This window comes from Brevundimonas sp. GW456-12-10-14-LB3 (assembly GCF_059424365.1).
In genome coordinates this window covers 1-20,365 of record NZ_JBWKZJ010000023.1, presented here as the reverse complement: position 1 = coordinate 20,365, position 20,365 = coordinate 1, and the positions used below count along the sequence as shown (strand labels likewise).

The 20,365-nt window shown below is 68.8% G+C and carries 16 protein-coding genes and 1 tRNA gene; 5 read left to right on the top strand and 12 right to left on the bottom strand.

Annotated features, from left to right (window positions below; genetic code table 11):
- Positions 1–31 precede the first annotated feature (31 nt).
- Complete coding sequence (locus tag AC07XS_RS10440; protein ID WP_182714477.1) at positions 32–1,144, bottom strand: Ppx/GppA phosphatase family protein; 1,113 nt, start codon at positions 1,142–1,144, stop codon at positions 32–34.
- 145 nt (positions 1,145–1,289) lie between these two features.
- Here AC07XS_RS10440 and hspQ point away from each other — a divergent pair, with 145 nt between their 5' ends.
- The gene (gene hspQ, locus AC07XS_RS10435; RefSeq protein ID WP_182714478.1) at positions 1,290–1,598 is read left to right on the top strand and encodes a heat shock protein HspQ; all 309 of its coding nucleotides are present in this window, start codon (positions 1,290–1,292) and stop codon (positions 1,596–1,598) included.
- A 57-nt stretch (positions 1,599–1,655) separates the two neighbouring features.
- Positions 1,656–2,531, top strand: a complete 876-nt coding sequence (gene phhA, locus AC07XS_RS10430; RefSeq protein WP_182714479.1) for a phenylalanine 4-monooxygenase — start codon at positions 1,656–1,658, stop codon at positions 2,529–2,531.
- A 160-nt stretch (positions 2,532–2,691) separates the two neighbouring features.
- Here the strand turns inward: phhA and astB are convergent, their stop codons facing one another.
- The 8 genes from astB to AC07XS_RS10390 form a co-directional block, all read right to left on the bottom strand.
- The gene (astB, locus tag AC07XS_RS10425; protein ID WP_182714480.1) at positions 2,692–4,029 is read right to left on the bottom strand and encodes an N-succinylarginine dihydrolase; all 1,338 of its coding nucleotides are present in this window, start codon (positions 4,027–4,029) and stop codon (positions 2,692–2,694) included.
- Between the two features lie 415 nt (positions 4,030–4,444).
- A complete protein-coding gene (astD, locus tag AC07XS_RS10420) occupies positions 4,445–5,863 on the bottom strand; it encodes a succinylglutamate-semialdehyde dehydrogenase (RefSeq protein ID WP_182714481.1) in 1,419 nt (472 codons plus the stop codon).
- 151 nt (positions 5,864–6,014) lie between these two features.
- Complete coding sequence (locus AC07XS_RS10415) at positions 6,015–7,022, bottom strand: arginine N-succinyltransferase (RefSeq protein ID WP_182714482.1); 1,008 nt, start codon at positions 7,020–7,022, stop codon at positions 6,015–6,017.
- On the bottom strand, positions 7,023–8,273 hold the full coding sequence (locus tag AC07XS_RS10410) for a hydrolase (protein WP_182714483.1): 1,251 nt from the start codon (positions 8,271–8,273) through the stop codon (positions 7,023–7,025).
- Between the two features lie 50 nt (positions 8,274–8,323).
- Positions 8,324–12,550: a translocation/assembly module TamB domain-containing protein gene (locus AC07XS_RS10405; RefSeq protein WP_182714484.1), complete on the bottom strand. Its 4,227-nt coding sequence runs from the start codon at positions 12,548–12,550 to the stop codon at positions 8,324–8,326.
- Positions 12,547–14,343, bottom strand: coding sequence for an autotransporter assembly complex protein TamA (locus AC07XS_RS10400; protein ID WP_182714485.1), 1,797 nt, complete (start codon positions 14,341–14,343; stop codon positions 12,547–12,549). Before AC07XS_RS10400 ends, AC07XS_RS10405 begins: the two co-directional genes overlap by 4 nt.
- A gap of 107 nt (positions 14,344–14,450) precedes the next feature.
- Complete coding sequence (locus tag AC07XS_RS10395; RefSeq protein WP_182714486.1) at positions 14,451–14,717, bottom strand: hypothetical protein; 267 nt, start codon at positions 14,715–14,717, stop codon at positions 14,451–14,453.
- 76 nt (positions 14,718–14,793) lie between these two features.
- Complete coding sequence (locus AC07XS_RS10390) at positions 14,794–15,882, bottom strand: CaiB/BaiF CoA transferase family protein (protein ID WP_182714487.1); 1,089 nt, start codon at positions 15,880–15,882, stop codon at positions 14,794–14,796.
- 89 nt (positions 15,883–15,971) lie between these two features.
- On the opposite strand from AC07XS_RS10390, the gene AC07XS_RS10385 reads away from it, so the two are divergent.
- The 3 genes from AC07XS_RS10385 to AC07XS_RS10375 all read left to right on the top strand — a co-directional run bounded on the left by AC07XS_RS10385 (position 15,972) and on the right by AC07XS_RS10375 (position 17,522).
- A tRNA-Lys gene (locus AC07XS_RS10385) sits at positions 15,972–16,048 on the top strand.
- A 25-nt stretch (positions 16,049–16,073) separates the two neighbouring features.
- Positions 16,074–16,946 (top strand): ROK family protein, encoded by an 873-nt coding sequence (locus AC07XS_RS10380; RefSeq protein ID WP_182714488.1) that lies wholly within the window; start codon positions 16,074–16,076, stop codon positions 16,944–16,946.
- 30 nt (positions 16,947–16,976) lie between these two features.
- The gene (locus AC07XS_RS10375) at positions 16,977–17,522 is read left to right on the top strand and encodes a hypothetical protein (protein WP_054765190.1); all 546 of its coding nucleotides are present in this window, start codon (positions 16,977–16,979) and stop codon (positions 17,520–17,522) included.
- Between the two features lie 4 nt (positions 17,523–17,526).
- On the opposite strand, the gene tgt is transcribed toward AC07XS_RS10375, so the two are convergent.
- The 3 genes from tgt to queA all read right to left on the bottom strand — a co-directional run bounded on the left by tgt (position 17,527) and on the right by queA (position 20,325).
- The gene (gene tgt / locus AC07XS_RS10370; protein WP_054765191.1) at positions 17,527–18,642 is read right to left on the bottom strand and encodes a tRNA guanosine(34) transglycosylase Tgt; all 1,116 of its coding nucleotides are present in this window, start codon (positions 18,640–18,642) and stop codon (positions 17,527–17,529) included.
- Positions 18,643–19,128, bottom strand: a complete 486-nt coding sequence (locus AC07XS_RS10365) for a hypothetical protein (protein ID WP_152949813.1) — start codon at positions 19,126–19,128, stop codon at positions 18,643–18,645.
- A 111-nt stretch (positions 19,129–19,239) separates the two neighbouring features.
- Complete coding sequence (gene queA, locus AC07XS_RS10360; RefSeq protein WP_182714489.1) at positions 19,240–20,325, bottom strand: tRNA preQ1(34) S-adenosylmethionine ribosyltransferase-isomerase QueA; 1,086 nt, start codon at positions 20,323–20,325, stop codon at positions 19,240–19,242.
- Positions 20,326–20,365 lie beyond the last annotated feature (40 nt).

The window sequence follows — 20,365 nt, the reverse complement described above, 5'->3', positions numbered from 1 at the left end:
CCTTCCCACGTCGTGGGGAGGAGACGGTGCGTCAGGCGCCGGCAGGTCCTCGCCCCCGGCCCCGGCGCCGCCTGCGGCGTTTGGGCGGGGCCTTGTCCGCCCGCATCTGTTGCAGCAGCAGGCCTTCGCGCAGGCCGCGATCCGCCACCCTGACACGCTCTGACGGCCAGGCGCGCTGGATCGCCTCCAGGATCGCCGCCCCCGCCAGGACGAGATCGGCCCGATCCGGCCCGATACAGGCCTCCTTGGCGCGCCCGTCCGGCCCCAGCCGCTTCAGCCGCTCCGCCGCCGCCTCGCATTCGGCCCGGGTCATCCACAGGCCGTCGACCCGATCGCGGTTGTAGCGGGGCAGCTTCAGATGGATGCCCGCCAGACTGGTGATGGCGCCCGATGTCCCTATCAGATGGGCGCGGTTTCGCCGCAGCAGGTCCAGCATCTCGGGATCCTCGACGCCGCCTCCGGCCAGGGCCGCGCCCATGTCGGCGACCATGGTCTCATACCATTGGGCGTGGTCCGCAGGACTGGCCCCTTCGGGTTCGGGATGCCGCTCCGCCAGGGTGACGACCCCCAGGGCCGCCGACATCCAGTCGGTGGTCTTCCAGTTCGGCCCGTCGCGCCTCAGCCAGGACAGTTCGGTCGACCCCCCGCCCACGTCGATGATCACCACCCCCTCGGCTTTCGGGTCGATCAGGTTCAGACAGCCCTCGACCGCCAGCCGCGCCTCTTCGGCCGGATCGATGATCCGCAGCCGCAGCCCGGTGCCCTTGCGGACCCTGTCGATGAACTCGGCCCCGTTCTCGGCCGCCCGGCAGGCCTGGGTGGCCACCGCGCTCAGCCTGACCGGATCCACGCCCTTCCTGACGATCCGCTCGGCGCAAAGGGCCAAGGCGTCATAGGCTCGGTCCATGGCGCGCGTGTCCAGCCGCCCTGTCCGCGACAGGCCCTCGCCCAGCCGCACGATACTGCTGAAGCTGTCGACCACCCGAAAACCGTCGCGGGACGGTCTGGCGATCAGCAGCCGGCAATTGTTGGTCCCCAGATCGAGCGCGCCATACAGGGGCGCGTCCCGACCCGACGCATCCCGCTCGCGGGAAGGCTGGGACCGCTCGTCGCGCCGTCGGGGCGCGCCGCGGGTCTCCGGCATGGGCCGTCATTCCGATGTGGGCGGTCCAAAGCGGCGCCCGTCCCGATCAACCTAGCCCGGCAAGATCGTCCGCGCCAAGCCATTCTGTCAGGAAGATGAACAGGTCTGTGGCGTCAGGGTCATCCGGCCAAGCGTAACAGGCGGCATGAACCAGATTCACACAGCCCGGTTCGCCATCGGCCATATCGTGCGCCACCGCGACGACGCCTTTCGCGGCGTGGTGATGGATGTCGATCCGGCCTATCAGGGACCGGCCGCCGACACCGGCGCGGTCTCGCCGGATCAACCCTTCTATCGCATCTTCGCCCTGGGCGAGGACGGCGGTTTCGTCGCCTATGCGGCGGAATCCGTTCTGGAAGACGCTCGGTCGGCGCTGCTGACGGACGACGTCCGACGCTGGTTCACCGTCGATGGACAGGGCCATCATGCGCCGCTCCATGCGGGCATCCACTGAGGAAGCGATGGAACGGGCGCGGGCGGAGGGTTAGGATGGGGCAAAGAGGAGCGCTCCATGTCCGACTTCGAACATGTCTTTGAAAAGCCCCCGGAAGGGGCGGCCGCCGACTGGACCATTCCGCAGAACTGGGCCGCCTATACCGAGGTCGAACACCGCACCTGGGACACCCTGTACGCCCGTCAGATGAAGATCCTGCCGGGCCGGGCGTGCGACGCCTTCCTGCGCGGCCTGGACGCCCTGGACCTGAACGCCGGCGGCATTCCCGACTTTGACTTCATCAATCCCAAGCTTCAGGCCCTGACGGGCTGGACCGTGGTCTGTGTGCCGGGGCTGGTGCCGGACGAGGTCTTTTTCGATCACCTCGCCAACCGCCGCTTCGTCTCGGGTCAGTTCATCAGGAAACCGGACCAGCTGGATTACCTGCAGGAGCCCGACATCTTCCACGACGTCTTCGGTCATGTGCCCATGCTGACCGACCCGGACTTCGCCGCCTATATGGAGGCCTATGGCAAGGGCGGACAGCGGGCGGCGGGCCTGGGCATGCTGCCGAACCTGGCGCGGCTCTACTGGTACACGGTCGAGTTCGGCCTGATGAAGGAGGCGGGGGCCTTGCGCATCTACGGCGCCGGCATCGTCTCCTCGGCCACGGAGAGTGTTTTCGCGCTTGAAGATCCGTCGCCGAACCGCCTGGGCTTCGACCTGGAGCGGGTGATGCGGACGCTCTATCGGATCGACGACTTCCAGCAGGTCTATTTCGTCATCGACAGCCTGGAGGCGCTGAAGGACGAGACGCTGAAGGACTTCGGCCCGGTCTATGACGCCTTGAAGGGGCAGGCCGACCTGCCGATCGAAACCGTCCTGCCCAGCGATCAGGTCTTCACGCGCGGCACCCAGGCCTATGCGGCCAAGGGCGGACGGTTCGCGGCCTAGAGTTCTTCCCCCGCCTGCGGGGGAAGTGTCAGGCCGTGGCGCGCAGCGACGCGCCTGACGATGGGGGAAGTCTTCCGTCTGAGTGGACTTCCCTCTCCGACCCTGGTTCGCTGCGCGAACGACGGGCCACCTCTCCCGCAAGCGGGAGAGGGCCTTCATTTCAAACCTGCTGGAACGGATAGAAGCCGCCGCCCAACTGCAAGATCGCCGTCAGTTCATCCAGCGCCCCCCGGCTCTCGTCCAGCAGGGCGGGATCGGCCAGGTCGGCGGGGCGCAGTTCGTCGCGGTACCAGCGGCGCGCCCAGTCTGACAGTCGGGCGTGTAGGGCGTCGGTCAGGCGCATGGCCGGGTTGGTCGCCGCCAGCTCCGCCGCGTTCAGGACGACCCGCAGGCGCAGACAGGCCGGGCCGCCGCCGTTCCGCATCGACTGGCGCACATCGACATAGCGGACCTGGCCGATGGGACCGTTCGAGGCGGCCAGGGATTGCGCCACCGCATGGCTGCGGGGGTTGTCTCGCGTCTCGGTCGGGCAGATCAGGGTCAGGCGGTCGTCGCCCGGAACCTGGATCAGCATGGAGTTGAACAGATAGGAGCTGATGGCGTCGGCCAGGGGCAGGTCGGCGGAGGAGACCTCGACGAAGATCGGGTCGAACAAGCCGTCGGCGGCGCGGCGGATGGCGTCCTGGGTCGCGGCCGTGTCCTCGAAGGCGAGGTCGTGGAAGAAGAGGGTCTCCAGCGCGCCGACGCAGACTACGTCATTGTGGAAGGTTCCGCCGGCGATGGCGGCCTTCGACTGCTGAGCCAGCACCGGGCGCCCCGCGGCGTGCCGACGGGCGATCGCCTGAGAGGCTTCGCGCGTCTGGCGGGCGGGGTAGGGGCCGTCCCAGGGCTCGAACGCCTCTCGGCCCCAGACCAGCAGATTGACGCCCGGCGCGCCATGCTCCGTGCACAGACGGACATGGTTGGCAGCGCCTTCGTCGGCCAGATGGGCGACGGAGGGCAGGGCGTCATGGACGGCGAACCGCTCAGGATCGGGGAAGAGGGCGTCCAGCGCCCGCTTCGTCTGCTGATGTTCCAGCGACCGATGCAGATTGGTGACCAGATTGGCGGGTGTGAAGTGCACCCGCCCGTCGGCGGCGTCGGCGCTGGGGGTCACGGTCGCGGCGTTGGCGGCCCACATGGGCGAGGCCGAGCAGGCGGCGGCGGCGAACGACGGCGCATCCTCCCAGGCCTGTTCCAGCACCTGGGCGTCCGATCCGGTGAAGCCCAGGGTGCGCAGGAAGGGGATATTGGGCCGCTCATGCGGCGGCAGGACGAACTGGGGCAGGCCCAGGTCCGCCAGGGTCTTCATCTTGTCGAGCCCCTGCAACACCGCCGCGCGCGGGTTCGACGCCTCGCCCTTGTTCAGGCTGGAGGCCAGATTGCCCGGCGACAGACCGGCGTAGGAGTGGGTCGGCCCGATCAGGCCGTCGGCGTTGGCTTCGACGGCGGAAGTCATGGATTCACCGGGGTGATAGAATAGACGTGTATTAGGCCCAGCGTAACGAGGATCGGAAGACCCCAGAACCAAACGACGGCCAGAAGAGCGCTACCTACCAGACCCAAAGCCCACGCCCTTGATCTGCCTGGGCCCAATGTTACCGCGACGACAGTGACCACCAGAAGGATGCCAAAGGTTAGGCACCAAAGCTGAATATAGCCTCCGATGCTGAGCCTATCGCCCCAAGTCTCTACCCATGTCACGAAGGCGGCCGCTAAAGCGAGGAGAGGCGTCGAGACTGCGGCGGAAGTCAATGGTCCTTCTAGCCGGTTCCAAATGGTCGGCGGACCGATGCGACGCGCCGGGGGCAGGTTAAAGCTCATTCCCTATTTCCGCGGGTACGAAGAATTATGGAGAGGTGAATGGTGGGCCGTCACGACCGTAACCCCTTGATCTCGCCTTCGATGTTCGCGACCGCATCCGCCTCGAAGCTGGCGACCGGATAGGCGCAATAGTCGGCGGCGTAGTAGGCGCTGGGGCGGTGGTTGCCGCTGGCGCCCAGGCCGCCGAAGGGCATGTCGCCGGCGGCGCCGGTGGTCGGACGGTTGAAGTTGACCACGCCCGCGCGGATGCGGCGGATGAAGTGGTCCCAGTTGGCCGGATCGTCGCTGACCAGACCGGCGGACAGGCCGTAGCGGGTGGCGTTGGCCGCCTGGATCGCGGCGTCGAAGGTCGGGACGCGGATCAACGACAGGAAGGGGGCGAACATCTCCTCGTCGGGAACGTCGATCCCGGTCACGTCGATGATGGCAGGCTTGACGAAGGCGCCGGGCAGGTTGGCGACGGGGCCCGAGGCGCGGACGACCTTGGCGCCTGCGTCAATCCGCTGTTGAAGCGCCTTCAAGGCGGCCTCGGCTGCGCGGGCCGAGATCAGTGGTCCGGCGTAGGGTTCGGGATCGCTGTCCCATGGACCGAAGACCAGGCGGTCGGACAGGGCGGCTATGGCTTCGACGATCGCATCGCCCTGCGGCCCCTCCGGCACGATCAGGCGTCGGGCGCAGGAACAGCGCTGGCCGGTGGTGATGAAGGCGGATTGGACTGCGATGCCCGCGACGGCTTCTGCGTCGGCGGCGTCCCAGACGACCAACGGATTGTTGCCGCCCAGCTCCAGCGCCAGGATGACGTGGGGATCGTCGGCGAACTTGCGCCGGAAATGGGCGCCCGCCGCGCCCGAGCCGGTGAACATCAGGGCGTCGATCCCGGCGTCGAGCAGGGCCGCGCCGGTCTCGCGTCCGCCCTGGACCACATTGACCACGCCGGTCGGCAGGTCGGCGGCGGCGAAGGCTTCGGCCATGACCTGACCGACCAGGGGCGTTTCCTCCGACGGCTTGAAGACGACGGTGTCGCCGGCCAGCAGGGCGGGGACGATATGGCCGTTGGGCAGATGGCCGGGGAAGTTGAACGGGCCCAACACCGCCGCCACGCCGTGCGGACGGTGGCGCAGGGTCGCCCGGCCGAACGCCGTGTCGCTGGTCCGTTCGCCGGTGCGTTCGTCATAGGCGCGGATGGAGATGTCCACCTTGCCGATCATGGCGGCGGCCTCGGTCTTGGTCTCCCACAGGGGCTTGCCGGTTTCGCGGGCGATGGCCTCGGCGATCTGGGGCGCGCGGTCCTTCAGCACGGCCTGATAGCGTTTGACGGCGTCGATCCGCTCCTGGCGCGGGCGGTCGGCCCAGTCAGGGAAGGCGGCGCGAGCGGCGTCGACGGCGGTCTGGACCTGGGCGGGGGAGGCGGCCTCGCCTTCCCAGTTGACGGCTTCGGTGGCGGGGTCGGTGGATTTGAACACGGTCATGGCACAGATACTCCGCTCATCCCGGCGAAAGCCGGGACCCAGTTCTTTCGCATCGCCAGTGCATCGGATGACCACCGGCCTCTGATCTCACACATCCTTCGCCCAAAGTACTGGGTCCCGGCTTTCGCCGGGATGAGCGGATGAGAGTGGATCACGATTTTACCCGCACGCTGGCGCCTGCACCCACCTTCAACGCCGCAGCGGTTTCGGCGGTCAGGCGCACGGCGTCGCCGTCGATGTCGGCCTTGGCGCGGACGGCGCGGAAGGCGGGGACGCTGTCGGTCGAGATCAGGGCCGGCAGTTCGGCCTGAACCGTATCGACCAATTCGACCTTCAGGCGGCGGGCGTCGCGGACGGTGCGGATATTGTCGCGGCAGCAGGCGACGGTCGGACCGGCGTCGAAGATGTCCACCAAGCCGTTGGGCCGGAACCCTTCGCTTTCCAGCAGGGCCATGGCGGGCACGCCCTGCGGATGCACCTTGCCGATCACGGCGCGGGCCGGTTCGGGCAGCAGTTCGACATAGATCGGATGGCGCGGCGCCAGGTCGAGGATGAATTGCTTGTCGGTCGAGCCGGTCATCCGATCGGCGTCGTCGAACTCCATCGGGAAGAATTTGTGGGCCACATGATCCCAGAAGGGACAGGCGCCGTCGGGGGTGAAGACGCCGCGCAACTCGGCCAGGACCATGTCGGCGAACAGGTCGGGCTGGGCGCCGATCAGCATGTATCGCGACTGGCTGAGCAGACGGCCGGCGCCGCCCTTTCGCCGATCCGCCTTCAGGAACAGCGACCCGACCTCGGTCCAGCCGGTGCATTCATTGACCAGAACCAAGGTCTGATGATCCAGCTTCACACCCAGAGAGGGCGACTGGACCGTGTTGTTGACGACGCGGAACGAGAAGAAGGGGCGTTTCAGCCCGACGGTCGCCTTGACCGAGCCGACGCCGTCGATGTCGCCCGTGTCGCCGTCCTCCAGCATCAATGTGTACCAGGCCTCTTGCCAAGGCACGCGACCTTCGAAGCTCGCCTGGCTGAGGTCCAGCCGCTCGGCCAAGGCGTCGGGGTCTTCAGGCAGGCTGGTGAAGCCGGGGCCGGACAGGATGGCGAGTTCGAGCAGGTGGTCGAGGTCGGCTGGGCCGGCGGGACGGACGACGAGCATTCAGAGAGTTTCCATCCGAAGGGCTTTGAGTTTGGCTGCGTCGATTTCGCCGGAGGCGATCTTGCACAGGATCAGGGCGCTGAGCTGGGCGCGTTCGACGAAGCTGTCGGGCCAGGCGAACTCCTGGTCCGAATGGATGTCGCCGCCGCGGACGCCCAGGGTGTCGATATTGGGCAGGCCGGCGGCGTGGAGATTGTTGCCCTCGCAGACGCCGCCCGAGGGTTTCCAGGCGATGGACTGGCCCAAGAGGGCACCGGCTTCCTTCACCGCTTCGAACAGCGCAGTCTGGGCGGCGTCCATCGGCTTGGGGGCGCGGGTGAAGCCGCCGTGCAAATCCAGAGTCAGGCCCTCGAACGGCGGCGCGGACACGATGGCGCGGACGGAGGCGTCGATCCAGTCGGCGGCGGCCTTGTCCGGCGCCCGCACGTTGAAGCGGACCACGGCGTTGTCGGCGACGACGTTCAGGGCGCCGCCGCCGGAGATCTTGGCGACGTTCACGGTGACGCCTTCGTGCCTGCCGTTCAGCCCGTGCAGGGCGGCGGCGATCATGGCCGCGCCCGCCACCGCATTGCGGCCTTCGTCGAAGGCCCGGCCGGCGTGGGCGGCCTTGCCCGTGACGATCAGGTGATAGTTGCCGCTGCCCTTGCGCGCCCCCGCCAGGGTGCCGTCCGCCAGGGCCGGCTCATAGGTCAGGCCGACATGGCCGCGCGCGCCCAATTCGGCCAGCAGGGGGGCGGAGGCGGGCGAGCCGATCTCTTCGTCCGGGCTCAGCAGAACGGTCCAGCCCACGCCGTGCCGGTCGGGGTGGGTCTCGAAGGCTTCGAGCGCGGCCAGAAGCACGCTGATGCCGCCCTTCATGTCGGCGACGCCGGGACCGTTCAGAGCGCCGTCCGGGCGCGTCGTCACGGTCTGGAAGCGGCTGTCGGCGGGGAAGACGGTGTCGTAGTGGCCGGTCAGGACGACCTGGATCGGCGCCTCCGGCCGGGCGGTGATCTTCAGGGCGTCGGCATGGGCCTCGGTCCGCACCGATCCGTCGTCGGCGACGGTGGTGGAGCCCTGGGTCGGGATGCGCTCGACCGTGGCAGGCAGGGTCCGGGCCTCGGTCTCCAGCGCGTCCAACACGGCGTTCAACCCGGCGGCGTTGCGGCTGCCGGAGTTGATGTCAGCCCAGTCGATGGTGCGGCCGATGATGGCGTCACGTCGCCCGGCGACATGGTCCAGGACGGCCTGGTCGGCGTTCAGAATCCGCATGGCCGGACCCTAGACGCCGCGCGTCCAAAGGTGAAGGTCGGGCCGACAGATTACCGGTTCGGACGACGGTCGGCGCGCTGGCCGGGGTCGCGGCTTTCCCGACGCCAGCGGATCGACAGGCTGGTTTCGCCTTGGCCGCCGAACTGGGAGCTGATCGCCAGATTCCGGCGCGGTTGCCACTCCACCTTGACCGCCGCCCCGCCCTCACCGCCGCCGATGACCTCCAGATAGACGTCGTCGGTGATGTAGCGGCCGCCCGCCACCGTCAGGGCGCTGGCCTGTCCGCCGAAGGACAGCCGGTCCAGCCCCGCCAGTTCGCGCAGATTGCCGATGACGTCGAAGCCGCCGCCGCCCGCCAGGGCCGCAACCCCCGCCGCCAACTGCGCCGCCTCGAACGGCGACAACTGGGCGGCCGACCGGCCGAACAGCACCTGGGACAGGATTTCGTCCTGGGGCAGGGCGGGGGTGGAGGTCAGGGCGATCTTCGGCTGGGCCGCCGTGCCGGTGACATTGATGGTGGCGGTCAGGGCCGCGTCCTCTCGCGTCGCCGACAGGTTCAGGCGGATGTCCTCCGGATCGGTGGACAGGGTGACGCGGCCGGATTCGTCGAAGACGAAGCGCTTGCCGGCGAACTCATAGTCGCCGCGAACCACATTGGCCGTGCCGGTCAGCTGGGGTTGGGCCACTGTGCCGCGCACCCGGGCGTTGACGTCCAGCACCACGTTCAGGCCGCGGCCGCTGACCCGCACCTTGCCCCCGCTGGAGCGCAGGGCGATGTCCAGGCCGATCTGAGGGCCGCGCCGGCGCACCTCGGCTTCCTGGTCGTCTCCGCCGGGCCGGTTGATCTCGACCACGTCCATGGAGACGATGCCGGTGGAACCGGGCACCTCCGGCTCGATCCGCGCTTCATCGACATTGATCTGACCCGACAGCTGGATGTTGCCGTCCTGGCCGCGGACGATGGTCACGGGGCCTGTGGCGCGGGCCTCGCCTATGTCGTTGTCGATGACGCGGAAGCGGGTCAGGTTCAGCTGGGCGGTCGAGCCCGAGCCTTCGCGCAGTCCGATCCGACCCTGGCCGTTCACCGTGCCGCCGGCCGTGTCATTGGCGCTGAAGGCTTCGATGAGGGCCGTGGTGTCGTCGAACCGCGTCCGCAGGTTTAGGTCGCCCAGAACCAGCCCCACCGACTTCTCGCGATAAGAGCCTTGCGACAGGTCGAACCGGCCGTTCAGACGCGGGGACGCCAGGGTGCCGGCGATCGTCGCCCGGCCGTCCACCTGGCCCGCCAAGGTGCGGTCACCGCCCAGGAACAGATCCCAGATCGGCTGAATCTGTCCATTGATCGAGACATTGCCGGACATCGGGCGCTGGCGGGCGATCGCCAGCCGCAGCGGCGCCGCCGAGGCTTCGACCGGCAAGGTGATGTCTGCGGCCGCCTGAACGGCGTCCTCGTCCGAGGCGACGGCCTTCACCGTCAGGCTGTTGTTGATGAGGGTGGCGTCCAGACGGCCGTCGACCGCCAGGCCGCGCGGGGCGTCGATGCTGCGGACGTCCTGCAAGGTGACGTTGGCCGAACCGGACAGATCGTCCCCGGCGCCGCGCAGAGAGACTCGGCCCGTCGCGCGGCCGCGCAGATCCGGGGAAATGGTTTGGAGATCGACGCTGGTCAGGTCGGCCTGGATGACGGCGATCCGTGAATCCTGACGCAGGTCCGCCATCAGGATTCCGCCTCCGACGCCGAGGTCGAGGTGGGCGGCCCGTTCCGCGCCGTTCAGAGTCAAGGTGGCGGGGGTTCGGGTGGTGAAGGCCACCTCGCGGACCCGGCCGCCGCCCCGCAAACTCACGGTCTGGGCGTCGCCGCGTCGCGCATAGACGCCGGTGCCATTGAACTGGGCGGGCGTGCCGCCGCCGACGTCCAGGGCCAGGGTGAAGGGCAGATTGTTCAGGGTTCCGCGGCCGTCCAGATCGACGGTGCGAATGACCCAGCTTTGGCCGGACAGTCGGATGTTTCGCCCGCTGACGTCCAGGATGGCGCTGTCGGAGCCGCCGCCCTCGGTCAAACGGACCCGTCCGTTGGCTTCGCCGGAGGTCAGGAAGGCGCCGGCGCGCGCCGTGAAGGTCAGGTCCGCGCTGGAGGGCAGGTTGTCCGACAAGGTCACGGCGCCTTGGGCCGTGACGCCGCCGGCGTTGACGTCCAGATCGCTCAGCCTGATCCGGTCGCCGCCCAGGGCGAAGTTCCCCGACGCGCGGGCCGGGCCGTAGTTGGAGCCGCTGGTGATCGTGATCCGGCCGTCCGAGGCGTCCGCGCCCTTGCGGAAGCTCAGGATCAGGTCGGCGTCAGTCAGGATCAGTCCGCCGGCCGTGACCCGGTCGAACCCTGCGGTCAGATCGACGCGCGGCTGAGACAGGGTTCCGGTCAGGGCGCCTTGTCCGTTCATGTCGCCGGCGATTTCGACCGGACCGGCGGCGAAGGGGCCGCGCGCGTTCCAGTTCAGGGCCAGCCGCAGGCGGCCGTCTGTTTCGATCAGCCCCTTGGCGCCGGCCCGTCCGGCGGCGCCGGTCAGTTCGCCGCGATCCAGTTCGATCCGCCCGCCGTTCAGCTTGCCGTCCAGCTGGAGACGCGGCGTGCGGCCCAGAAGACGGTCCAACTCGTCCATGCCCACGCTCAGCTCGCGGCCCCGGCCGTCGAAACTGAGGGTCCAGGGCGCGCCCGTCTTGGCCGAAGCGGCGCGAATCGAGCCGCCGAAAGACCCCTTGCCGCCGGACTGGATGCGCGAAACGTCGGTCAGCCGCGCATCGCCGCGGAACCCCATGCCGCCCAGAAGATTGCGGGAGCCGGATCCCTCTACCGACAGCCCCTGGCCGTCCAGATCGATCTTCTCCAGCAATAGGGCTCCGTCCTTCATGCGTGCGGCTTCAAGCTGAACGCGCGGAGCCGCGCCCAGCAGACCGCCGATCAGGCCCTGGGTCGAACCGCCGAAGGCCCGAACGTCGCCGTCCAGATCCATCCGTCCGTCGCGGACCTGCACGTTCAGCGGCCCTGCGATGCGGGTCGCCCTGTAGCTGGCCAGGTTGGCGTTCAACAGGGTGGCCTGGCCTTCCAGGCTCCAGGTCTGGGCGTCGCCCTTGAACAGACCGGAATAGGCGGCGGGACCGGCGACGTCCGCACCCGTCAATCGGCTCAGGGACGCGGTCTGAACGTCCAGTCGAATTCCGTCGGGCGAACTGCGGTCGGACATGCGGATGACGCCCCGCGCTTCGGAGGCGACGTTGTCGGAGATCAGTTTCCAACCCACGCCCTGGAAGGCCTTGTCCTTGGCCGGGACCATGGCGAAGCCGAACCGCGCCGTGCGCCCGACCCGTTCGACGAAGGGGGCGAACAGGTCCGAGCCGCTGAAATCGAAATAGCCCGAGACCCGAGACCCGGCCTCGCCGAACCGTCCGTCCACCGTCAGCGGGACGAAGCGGCCGGTCTGAACCTTGGCCCGCACCAGGTCGGCGTTCACGACCGCAACGGCCGAAAAGGGTTCGTCCGGCGAATAGCCCAGGGCGCCGGCCAGGGGGCCGCCCTGGGCCTCCTTGGCGCGCAGATCGACGCGCGTGTCCTCCAGCTTGCCGCCGAAGGTCGCCGCCAGGCGCAAAAGATCGCCGGGGCGATTCAGACTGTCGGCCTTCAGCTCGGCGTGTTTGGCCCCGCGACGCGGCAGGTCGACCATTCCCGACAGATCCCAGCGCCCGTATTCCTTGGAAAAACCTTCCAGCAGTTCGACCCGCGCCGAGAACTTGTCGATATCGACGTCGATCGGCTGGGGGCCGCCGGGCTCGCCGCTCGGCGCGTCCAGAATGGGGCGGCGGATCAGTCGGATCACATCGGCGCTGATCTCCGTGGCGTGAAACCGCCGCGTGACCAGGGGCCAGTAGGACCAGTCGACCCTGACGTTTCGGGCGTCCAGCCAGACCCCCTCGCGGTCCGTGACCGTGACCCGCTCCAGGGTGAAGTCGTCGAACAAATCGCCCTTCAGCCCATAGACGTTGATCCGGCCGTAACGGCTGATCTTCTGACCCTGGACAAAGCCCGACACCAGTTCTCGTCCGGCATCCGAGACGATGTACATCCGACCGCCGATCAGGGCGATCAGCGCCAGGACCAGTACGCCGCCGACTATTCCACCGGCGATCAGGGCGATCAGCTGTGGCAGGCTGCGCTTGCGGCGCACCTGGGCGGCGGTTTCTTCGGGCGCGGCTTCAGGCGCTTGTTCGGGCGGCTCTTGGGTCAAAACGCCTGCCCGATGCTGATGTAGATCTGGAAGGCCGAGTCGCCTTCGCGCTTGTCCAGGGGGATGGCGACGTCGGCGCGGATGGGGCCGAACGGCAGCTTATAACGAACCCCGACGCCCGCGCCGTAGCGCATGTTGCTGAGGTTCGGCGTCTCTTGAAAACCCACGGCGCCGGCGTCGACGAAGGCCACAGCCTGGAAGCTCTGACCGATGTCGTGACGAACCTCCAGAGAGGTTTCGAACAGCGACAGACCGCCGCGCGGGGTCTGATCCGGCAGTTGCGGATTGACCCCCTGGTAGGAATAGCCCCGCACCGACCCGCCGCCGCCGGAGTAGAACAGACGGTCCGACGGCACGCTCAGCTCACCCCCGCCGATGATGGCGCCGAGGCGAAGGCGCCCGGCCAGGACGGTGCGGGCCTGATCTTGCAGCGGCAGATAGGCGGTCGCCTGGGCCTCATTACGCAGGAAAAGGACCGTGTCCTCCCCGGCCACGGCCGTCGGCTGGACCGAGGCGGTCACGCGCCATCCCCGCGTGGGATTCAAGGGATCGTTGGAGTTGTCTATATAGGCGCTGGTGCGGCCGGTCACGATCGCCAGATCCCGGTCGAAGCTGACCGCCCTAGGGGGGACGGACGCATAGTCGTATCGGTTCTCGCGGTACTGACCCGCGTCCAGGCCGATGCCGTAGTTGAAGTAGGAGGTCCGGCCGATCCGCTGCTGCAGCTCGGCCGCCAGCACCAGAGCGGTGCGTTCATAGGCGTCGGTGTCCTCCTTCACCACGCCTGCGCTGAGCTTCAAGGTGCGGCCGGGCTTGCGCCAGTGAGGCAGGGACAGATCGGCGCCGATGCGGCTGTCCAGCCGGGCGAACCGGGTCTCAAGCGCCAGGGTGTCGGCGCGCCCGAACCGATTGTAGCGGGTCCAGATGAAGTCAACGCCGGCGCCTTCCTTGGTGGCCCAGGTGGCGCCGGCCTCCAGCACGCGGCGGGGCCGGTCCTGGAGCGTCACGATCACGGGACGCAGCCCTTCGGCGGTGGTCTGTTCCGGCGGCGCCAGGGCGACGCCGACGCCGTCATAGACGCCGGTGTCCAACAGGCGGCGCTCAAGTTCGCCGACCTTGTCGGGGTCATACCGGTCGCCTTCCCGCCACGGCGCCAGGGCGGCGACCCAGGCTTGATTGGTGCGCCCCGGCCGCGGCATCAGGACGCCGTCCAACAGGACCGGTCGGCCCGATACGATGCGGTATTCGGGCGCGACGGTGAAGGCGGCGTGATCCACCACGACGCGGCGGGGATCGGCCTTGGCGTCCGCATAGCCGTCCCGCACCAGGCGCGCGACGATCCGCCCTTCCGCCGCGATCACATCGACCGCCCGGCCCGGATCGCCGGCCTTCAACCCGATCGCGGCTCTGGCGTCCTCGGCCGCCTCGGCGTCGGGGGCGGGGTCGATCCAGCTGATGGTCGGCGGGGCCAGCACGAAGCGGCGACCCGGCTCGACCGAAACGATGGCGGTCGGCCGCTCTTCGCCTTCGACGATGTCTTCGAGCACCGGCTGATAATAGGCTTCCGACCGCAGCAGGGCCTCGGCCGCCGACATGGCGCTGCGCGCGCGGCGCCGCGCTTCGAACCGGCTTTCGGGGGGGCCGTCCACCTCGCCGATGGCCCGCTCCAACATGCGGCGCAGCTCGGTGTCGACCTCGCCGCGGATTTGTGCGCGGGGATCTGCGGCGGCGGCCTGGGCGAGAAGGCTGCAGGTCGTCAATGCGGTGAGAAACAGGGCGGGCCGGATCGTCAAACTACAGCTTTCGTCAAGATCACGGCCTCCGGATCGGCGTCTCGGCACGCCCTTTCAAGCGCTTAGGTAAGCCCCTATCCGACCGCAGGAGGGAGGGACAAGGCCCGTCAGTAGAACAGGGTTTCGCTTTCGGGCTGAACCGACTGTTCCGAAGTCCGCTCTTGCGGCGGCGGCGGGGTCTCCTCAGGCGGCGTGGGCGCGGGATCGGTCACTTCAGGGGCGACGACCGGCTCGCCGGCGGCCTCGTCGGTCTCGGCGGGGTGTTCAACGGTGGGCTGGTAGCCGTCTTCGGGCCGAGACTGGCGATCCTCACAGCCCGCCAATGCGGACGCGGCCAGCGCTGTCGCGGCCAGAATGAAGATCGAGCGTCTCATGAAAAACGGTTCCCCTGGGTCGGTCCTGCAACGTCTGTCGCGCGGCTCCGTTCCATAGCGCCGAAAACGCCTTCGGTCATCCGGGTTCCGAGCCCCAGCGCAGTAGGGCCGCGTCGAGGGGAAGGGGCGGCGGACTTGCGACCACGGAGGGCTGGTCGTCGAAGCGGGGCGAGGGGCCCGGGGCGCCGTCTTCGAATGTCCCACGGGCCTGATTGTGCGGATGAGCCGGCGCCTCGCCCAGGCTGAGCACGGGGGTGACGCAGGCCTCCGTCCCGGCGAAATGCTCCGCCCAGTCGTCACGGTTCCGGGCGGCGAACAGGGCGGCGAAGCGAAGATGAAGATCGGGCCAGGCGGAGGTGTCGTACTGAGGCGCTTCGGCGGGGTCGATCCCCAGACCTGAGAGCAGGGCGAGATAGAAGCGGGGCTCCAGCGCCGCGACCGCCACATAGCCGCCGTCCCGGCAGATGTAACACCGATAGAAGGGCGCGCCGCCGTCCAGAAGGTTGGAGCCGCGGCGGTCGTTCCACAAGCCCTGGGCGCGCAGGGCGTGGAACAGGCCGCCCAGCAGGGCGGTCCCGTCCGTCATGGCGGCGTCCACGACCCGTCCGCGCCCGGTGGTTCGGACCTCCAGCAGGGCCGCCAGAACGCCGACGACCAGCATCATCGCCCCGCCGCCGTAGTCGCCGACCAGATTCAAGGGCGGCGTCGGCGGTCGGTCCGGCGATCCCATGGCGTGAAGCAGACCGGTCAGTCCGATGTAGTTCAGATCGTGTCCGACGGCCTGGGCCAAGGGGCCGCTCTGTCCCCAGCCCGTGATCCGCCCGAATACGAGGGCGGGGTTTCGGCCCAGCAGATCGGCCGGACCATAGCCCAGACGTTCCATGACGCCGGGACGGAAACCCTCGATCACGGCGTCGGCGGATTCGGCCAGGCTCAGAACCCCGCGCCGGTCCGACGCCGACTTCAGATCCACCGGCACGGCGGCCCGATTGCGATGAAGGACGGCGCCGCCCACCTCGGAAAAGACGGCCGGACCCGCCGCATCCGAGCGGGTGAGGCGCAACACCTCGGCCCCCATGTCGGCCAGCATCATGCCCGCGAAGGTGACGGGCCCCAGTCCGTCGAATTCGAGGATGCGAAGTCCGTTCAGCGGTTTCATATGCATTGAGTAGCAGACCCGGTCTTGACCGGAAGGACGGATTGCAACAGAAGGCGCCCTTCGACGGTTTGGGCCAGGCCCGAACGTCGCGCGGTGCGTCCTTAGCTCAGTTGGTTAGAGCATCTGACTTTTAATCAGAGGGTCCTCGGTTCGAGCCCGAGAGGACGTACCATTTCTCCCTTCGGAGGAGCCTCCCCATGTCCCAGCCCGTCTTCTTCGCCGTCGAAACCGGCGGGACCAAGATCGTGTGGCGGGTCGAGGATGCGGCCGGCGCGGTGCTGGATCAGGGACGGTTTGCGAGTGGCGCGCCCGAGGCGGCGGTCGAGGCCCTGATCGCCGCGACGGGCGACAGGGCGGTCGCGGGACTGGGCGTGGCCAGTTTTGGCCCCCTGGTGGTCGATCCGGCCTCGCAGGATCGCGGCCTGATGCTGGCGACGCCCAAGCCGGGCTGGACCGGGTTCAATCTGGCGAAGACCCTGGCGGAGCGGCTGAACACCCCTTTCGTCGTGGACACCGACGTCAACGCCGCCGCCGTCGCGGAGGCGCGACTGGGCGCGGGGCGCGGGGCGCGGGCTGTGGCCTATGTCACCGTCGGCACCGGGATCGGCGGCGGGCTGTGTGTGGACGGCCAGACCCTGAAAGGCGCACTTCATCCCGAGATCGGCCATCTGTTCGTCCAGCGCCTCTCGGGCGACGCCCAGGTCAGCGCCTGCCCTTTTCATGCTGACTGTGTGGAGGGGCTGGCGGCGGGACCGGCGGTGCAGGTGCGGCTGGCGGGGCGTCGGCTGGAAGAAGTGGACGCGGTTCGGGCCGTGGTCACGGACTATCTGGGCCAGATGATCGCCGGCTTGGTTTTCGCCTGGGCGCCCGACCGGATCGTCATGGGCGGCGGCGTGATGTCGACGTCCGGCCTGATCGCCGAGGTCGAGGCGGCGGCGCGGCGCTGGGTCAACGGCTATGGCGCGGCGCTCGTGATGGGAGAGGGCGGCTATCTGGTTGCGGCCGAGCGCGGACACGCCGGGCTGGATGGGGCCATGCTGATGGCGCGGGAATCCATCCAGGGGTTTTGATCGGAGCGGCATCCGTGGTCTAAGGGCCGCATGAAGCTGATCCAGTGGCCTGTCCTCGCCGCCCTTCTCGTGCTGGCCGGCTGCAACGCCGGTCGTTCCGCCATGAGCGGGGCCGAGCAGGTGGGCGCGGGGCTGGGAGACGCGGTCACCGCGCCGCTGGAGGACTTCAATCTGCGTCGCCAGCTGATTCCGACGGTCCTCTTGCAGGCCGAGGCCAATCCCTATGATCTGCGCAATCTGAACCAGTGCACCACCATCGGCGCCGAGGTGGCGCGGCTGGACGAGGCCCTGGGGCCCGACACGGACGAGCCGCCGCGCCAGGACGGTTCCTATCGCAGCGAACAGGCGGCCGATGCGGCGGCCAAGGCGACGCTGGACGCCATTCGCGGCACGACGACCGACTTTATTCCGGGCCGCAGCTGGATTCGTCGACTGAGCGGGGCGGAACAGCACAGCCGCCATGTGCAGTCGGCCATACAGGCGGGGCGGATGCGGCGCGCCTTTCTGAAGGGGATCGGCATGCAGAGGAACTGCGCCCCGCCGGCGGCGCCGAGCTGGTTCCGCCCGAGACGGTAGGAGCTTATCCGTTCGACACGTGCCGCGCGTGGAAGTCGCGGCGGAAGGCTTCGAAGCGGCCTTCGGCGATGGCGGCGCGCATGGCGGCGGTCAGAGCCTGGTAGAAGGCGATATTGTGCCAGCTGAGCAGGACCTTGCCGAGGATTTCGTCGGCGCGGATCAGGTGGTGCAGATAGGCCTTTGAATAGGCGGAGGAGGCCGGGCAGGGGATGGAGGGATCCAGCGGATCCTGGTCCTCGGCGAAGCGGGCGTTCTTCAGGTTCAACGGGCCGTCCCAGGTCCAGGCCTGGCCGTGGCGGCCGGCGCGGGTGGGCAGGACGCAGTCGAACATGTCCACGCCGCGATATACGGCCTCGACCAGATCGATGGGCTTGCCGACCCCCATCAGATAGCGGGGGCGGTCGGCGGGCAGGAATTCGGGGGCGTAGTCCAGCACCTCGCACATGGCCTGGTGGCCCTCGCCCACAGCCAAGCCGCCGATGGCGTAGCCGTCGAAACCGATGTCCTGAAGCTGTTCGGACGACTGGCGGCGCAGATCCTCAAAGGTCGAGCCCTGCTGGATGCCGAAAAGGGCCTGGTTTTCGCGCTCGCCGAACCGGGCCTTGGAGCGGGCGCCCCAGCGGATCGACAGTTCCATGGCCTTTCGCGCCGCGTCCTTCTCGGCCGGATAGGCGACGCACTGGTCCAACTGCATCGAAATGTCGGCGCCGATACGGTCGGACTGGATCTCGATCGAGCGTTCGGGGGTCAGGACGTGTTTGGAGCCGTCGATGTGGGAGGAGAAGGTTACGGCCTCCTCCTTGACCTTCGATATGCCGGCCAGGGACATGACCTGGAAACCGCCGCTGTCGGTCAGGATCGGCCTGTCCCAACCCATGAATCTGTGGAGGCCGCCCAGACGTTCCATCCGCTCCGGGCCGGGGCGCAGCATCAGGTGATAGGTGTTGCCCAGGATGATGTCGGCGCCGGTCGCCTTGACCTGGTCCACCGTCAGGGCCTTGACCGTGGCGGCGGTGCCCACCGGCATGAAGGCGGGGGTGCGGATCTCGCCGCGGGCGGTTTTCAGCACGCCGGTGCGCGCGCGGCCTTCGACGGCCGCAATGTCAAAAGGAAAGGGCATTCAGGCGATCAGTCGTTCAAGCTGTTCGACGCGCGCCAGATCCTTGGGACGGCCGAAAAGGCGGTACAGGGCGATGTGGTCCCGGATGTCGGGGACAAACAGGGGGGTGTCGTCGATAAACACCGGCCGGCGCGACCCGAACTGGACGTCTGCCCAGTCGCCGCCGTCACGCACCTCCAGCCCGGCCATGACCTCGATCAGGATCGACTGATCATGGGCGCGGCCGAAGACGGCGGAGCGGAACAGACCCTCGCCGGGGTCGGGCACGATCTGGCCGCCCAAGGCGGCAAGCAGGGCGCGGGCGTCGCGCGGGGCGCACAGGACGTCGATGTCCGGCACATGGATGTCGGTCAGGCCGTAAAGCGCCATCGCCGCCCCGCCGAAAATCCACCAGGGCTGGTCCAGGTCGCGCGCGGCCTCTCCGACGGCGATCAGGCCGTCGCGGAGCTCTTGCGGCAGATCAAGCTCGGCGTCGTCAGGCGTCACGGAAGTCTCTTTCGTCAGAGGACGGCATTTAAGGGTTCGCGCGCCGGAAGGCCACAGGACAAGCGGTTCGATCCGCCTCAGCAGAAGGTTCGCGCCGGCGGCGTGGGGTTTTCAGGCCCGGAACAGCAAGGAGCCGTCGCCGTAGGAGTAGAAGCGGTAGCCGGTGTCGACGGCGTGGGCGTAGGCGGCCTTCATCGTCTCCGGACCGGCGAAGGCGCTGACCAGCATGAAGAGGGTCGATTTGGGCAGGTGGAAGTTGGTCATCAGCACGTCCACGGCGCGGAAACGGTAGCCGGGGGTGATGAAGATGGCGGTGTCGCCGTGGAAGGGGCGGATTTCGCAGGTCTCGGTCGCAGCGGATTCCAGCAGGCGCAGCGAGGTGGTGCCGACGCAGACGATGCGGCCGCCGGCGGCGTGGACGGCGTTCAGGGCGGCGGCGGTCTCGGGCGAGACCTCGCCCCATTCGCTGTGCATCCGGTGTTCAGCGACATCCTCGACCTTGACCGGCAGGAAGGTGCCGGCGCCGACGTGCAGGGTGACGGCGTGGGTCGAGACGCCCCGGGCGCGGATCGCGTCGAGCAAGGCGGGGGTGAAGTGCAGGCCCGCCGTGGGGGCGGCGACCGAGCCGTCGTGTTCGGCGAAGACGGTCTGATAGTCCGAGCGGTCGCGGTCGTCCTCGGGCCGTTTGGCGGCGATATAGGGGGGCAGGGGCATGACGCCGACGGCGCGGATCGCGTCGTCCAGGGCCGGGCCGGACAGGTCGAACTTCAGGGTGATCAGGCCGTCGTCGCCCTTGGCCGTGACCGTGGCGTCGAGACGGCCCAGGTCACAGGCGGCGTCGGCTCCCTGTCCGAAGCGAATGCGGTCGCCCGGCTTGATCCGCTTGCCGGGCTTCATGAAGGCGGACCAGACGTCGGGGGCGTCGCGATGGTGAAGCGTGGCCTCGACGGCGACGGTCAGGGTCTCTCCCTCGGGGCCGGGACGGGTGCGGACGCCGGACAGGCGGGCGGGGATGACGCGGGTGTCGTTGAAGACCAGGGCGTCGCCCGGCTGAAGAAAGTCGGGCAGGTCGCGGATGATCCGGTCGTCCAGGGCGCCGTCCTTCACCACCAGCAGGCGGGCGGAATCGCGTGGATCGGCGGGCCGCAGGGCGATGCGGTCCTCGGGCAGGTCGAAGTCGAAATCGGCGGTCTTCATCAGGCGGCGCACAGGCCACGCCGGGGGCGGGGGGTCAAGG

Coding starts and splice junctions, on each gene's coding strand:
- AC07XS_RS10440 (WP_182714477.1), bottom strand. CDS start 1,144: ATGCCGGAGACCCGCGGCGCGCCCCGACGGCGCGACGAGCGGTCCCAG.
- hspQ (WP_182714478.1), top strand. CDS start 1,290: ATGAACCAGATTCACACAGCCCGGTTCGCCATCGGCCATATCGTGCGC.
- phhA (WP_182714479.1), top strand. CDS start 1,656: ATGTCCGACTTCGAACATGTCTTTGAAAAGCCCCCGGAAGGGGCGGCC.
- astB (WP_182714480.1), bottom strand. CDS start 4,029: ATGACTTCCGCCGTCGAAGCCAACGCCGACGGCCTGATCGGGCCGACC.
- astD (WP_182714481.1), bottom strand. CDS start 5,863: ATGACCGTGTTCAAATCCACCGACCCCGCCACCGAAGCCGTCAACTGG.
- AC07XS_RS10415 (WP_182714482.1), bottom strand. CDS start 7,022: ATGCTCGTCGTCCGTCCCGCCGGCCCAGCCGACCTCGACCACCTGCTC.
- AC07XS_RS10410 (WP_182714483.1), bottom strand. CDS start 8,273: ATGCGGATTCTGAACGCCGACCAGGCCGTCCTGGACCATGTCGCCGGG.
- AC07XS_RS10395 (WP_182714486.1), bottom strand. CDS start 14,717: ATGAGACGCTCGATCTTCATTCTGGCCGCGACAGCGCTGGCCGCGTCC.
- AC07XS_RS10390 (WP_182714487.1), bottom strand. CDS start 15,882: ATGCATATGAAACCGCTGAACGGACTTCGCATCCTCGAATTCGACGGA.
- AC07XS_RS10380 (WP_182714488.1), top strand. CDS start 16,074: ATGTCCCAGCCCGTCTTCTTCGCCGTCGAAACCGGCGGGACCAAGATC.
- AC07XS_RS10375 (WP_054765190.1), top strand. CDS start 16,977: ATGAAGCTGATCCAGTGGCCTGTCCTCGCCGCCCTTCTCGTGCTGGCC.
- tgt (WP_054765191.1), bottom strand. CDS start 18,642: ATGCCCTTTCCTTTTGACATTGCGGCCGTCGAAGGCCGCGCGCGCACC.
- queA (WP_182714489.1), bottom strand. CDS start 20,325: ATGAAGACCGCCGATTTCGACTTCGACCTGCCCGAGGACCGCATCGCC.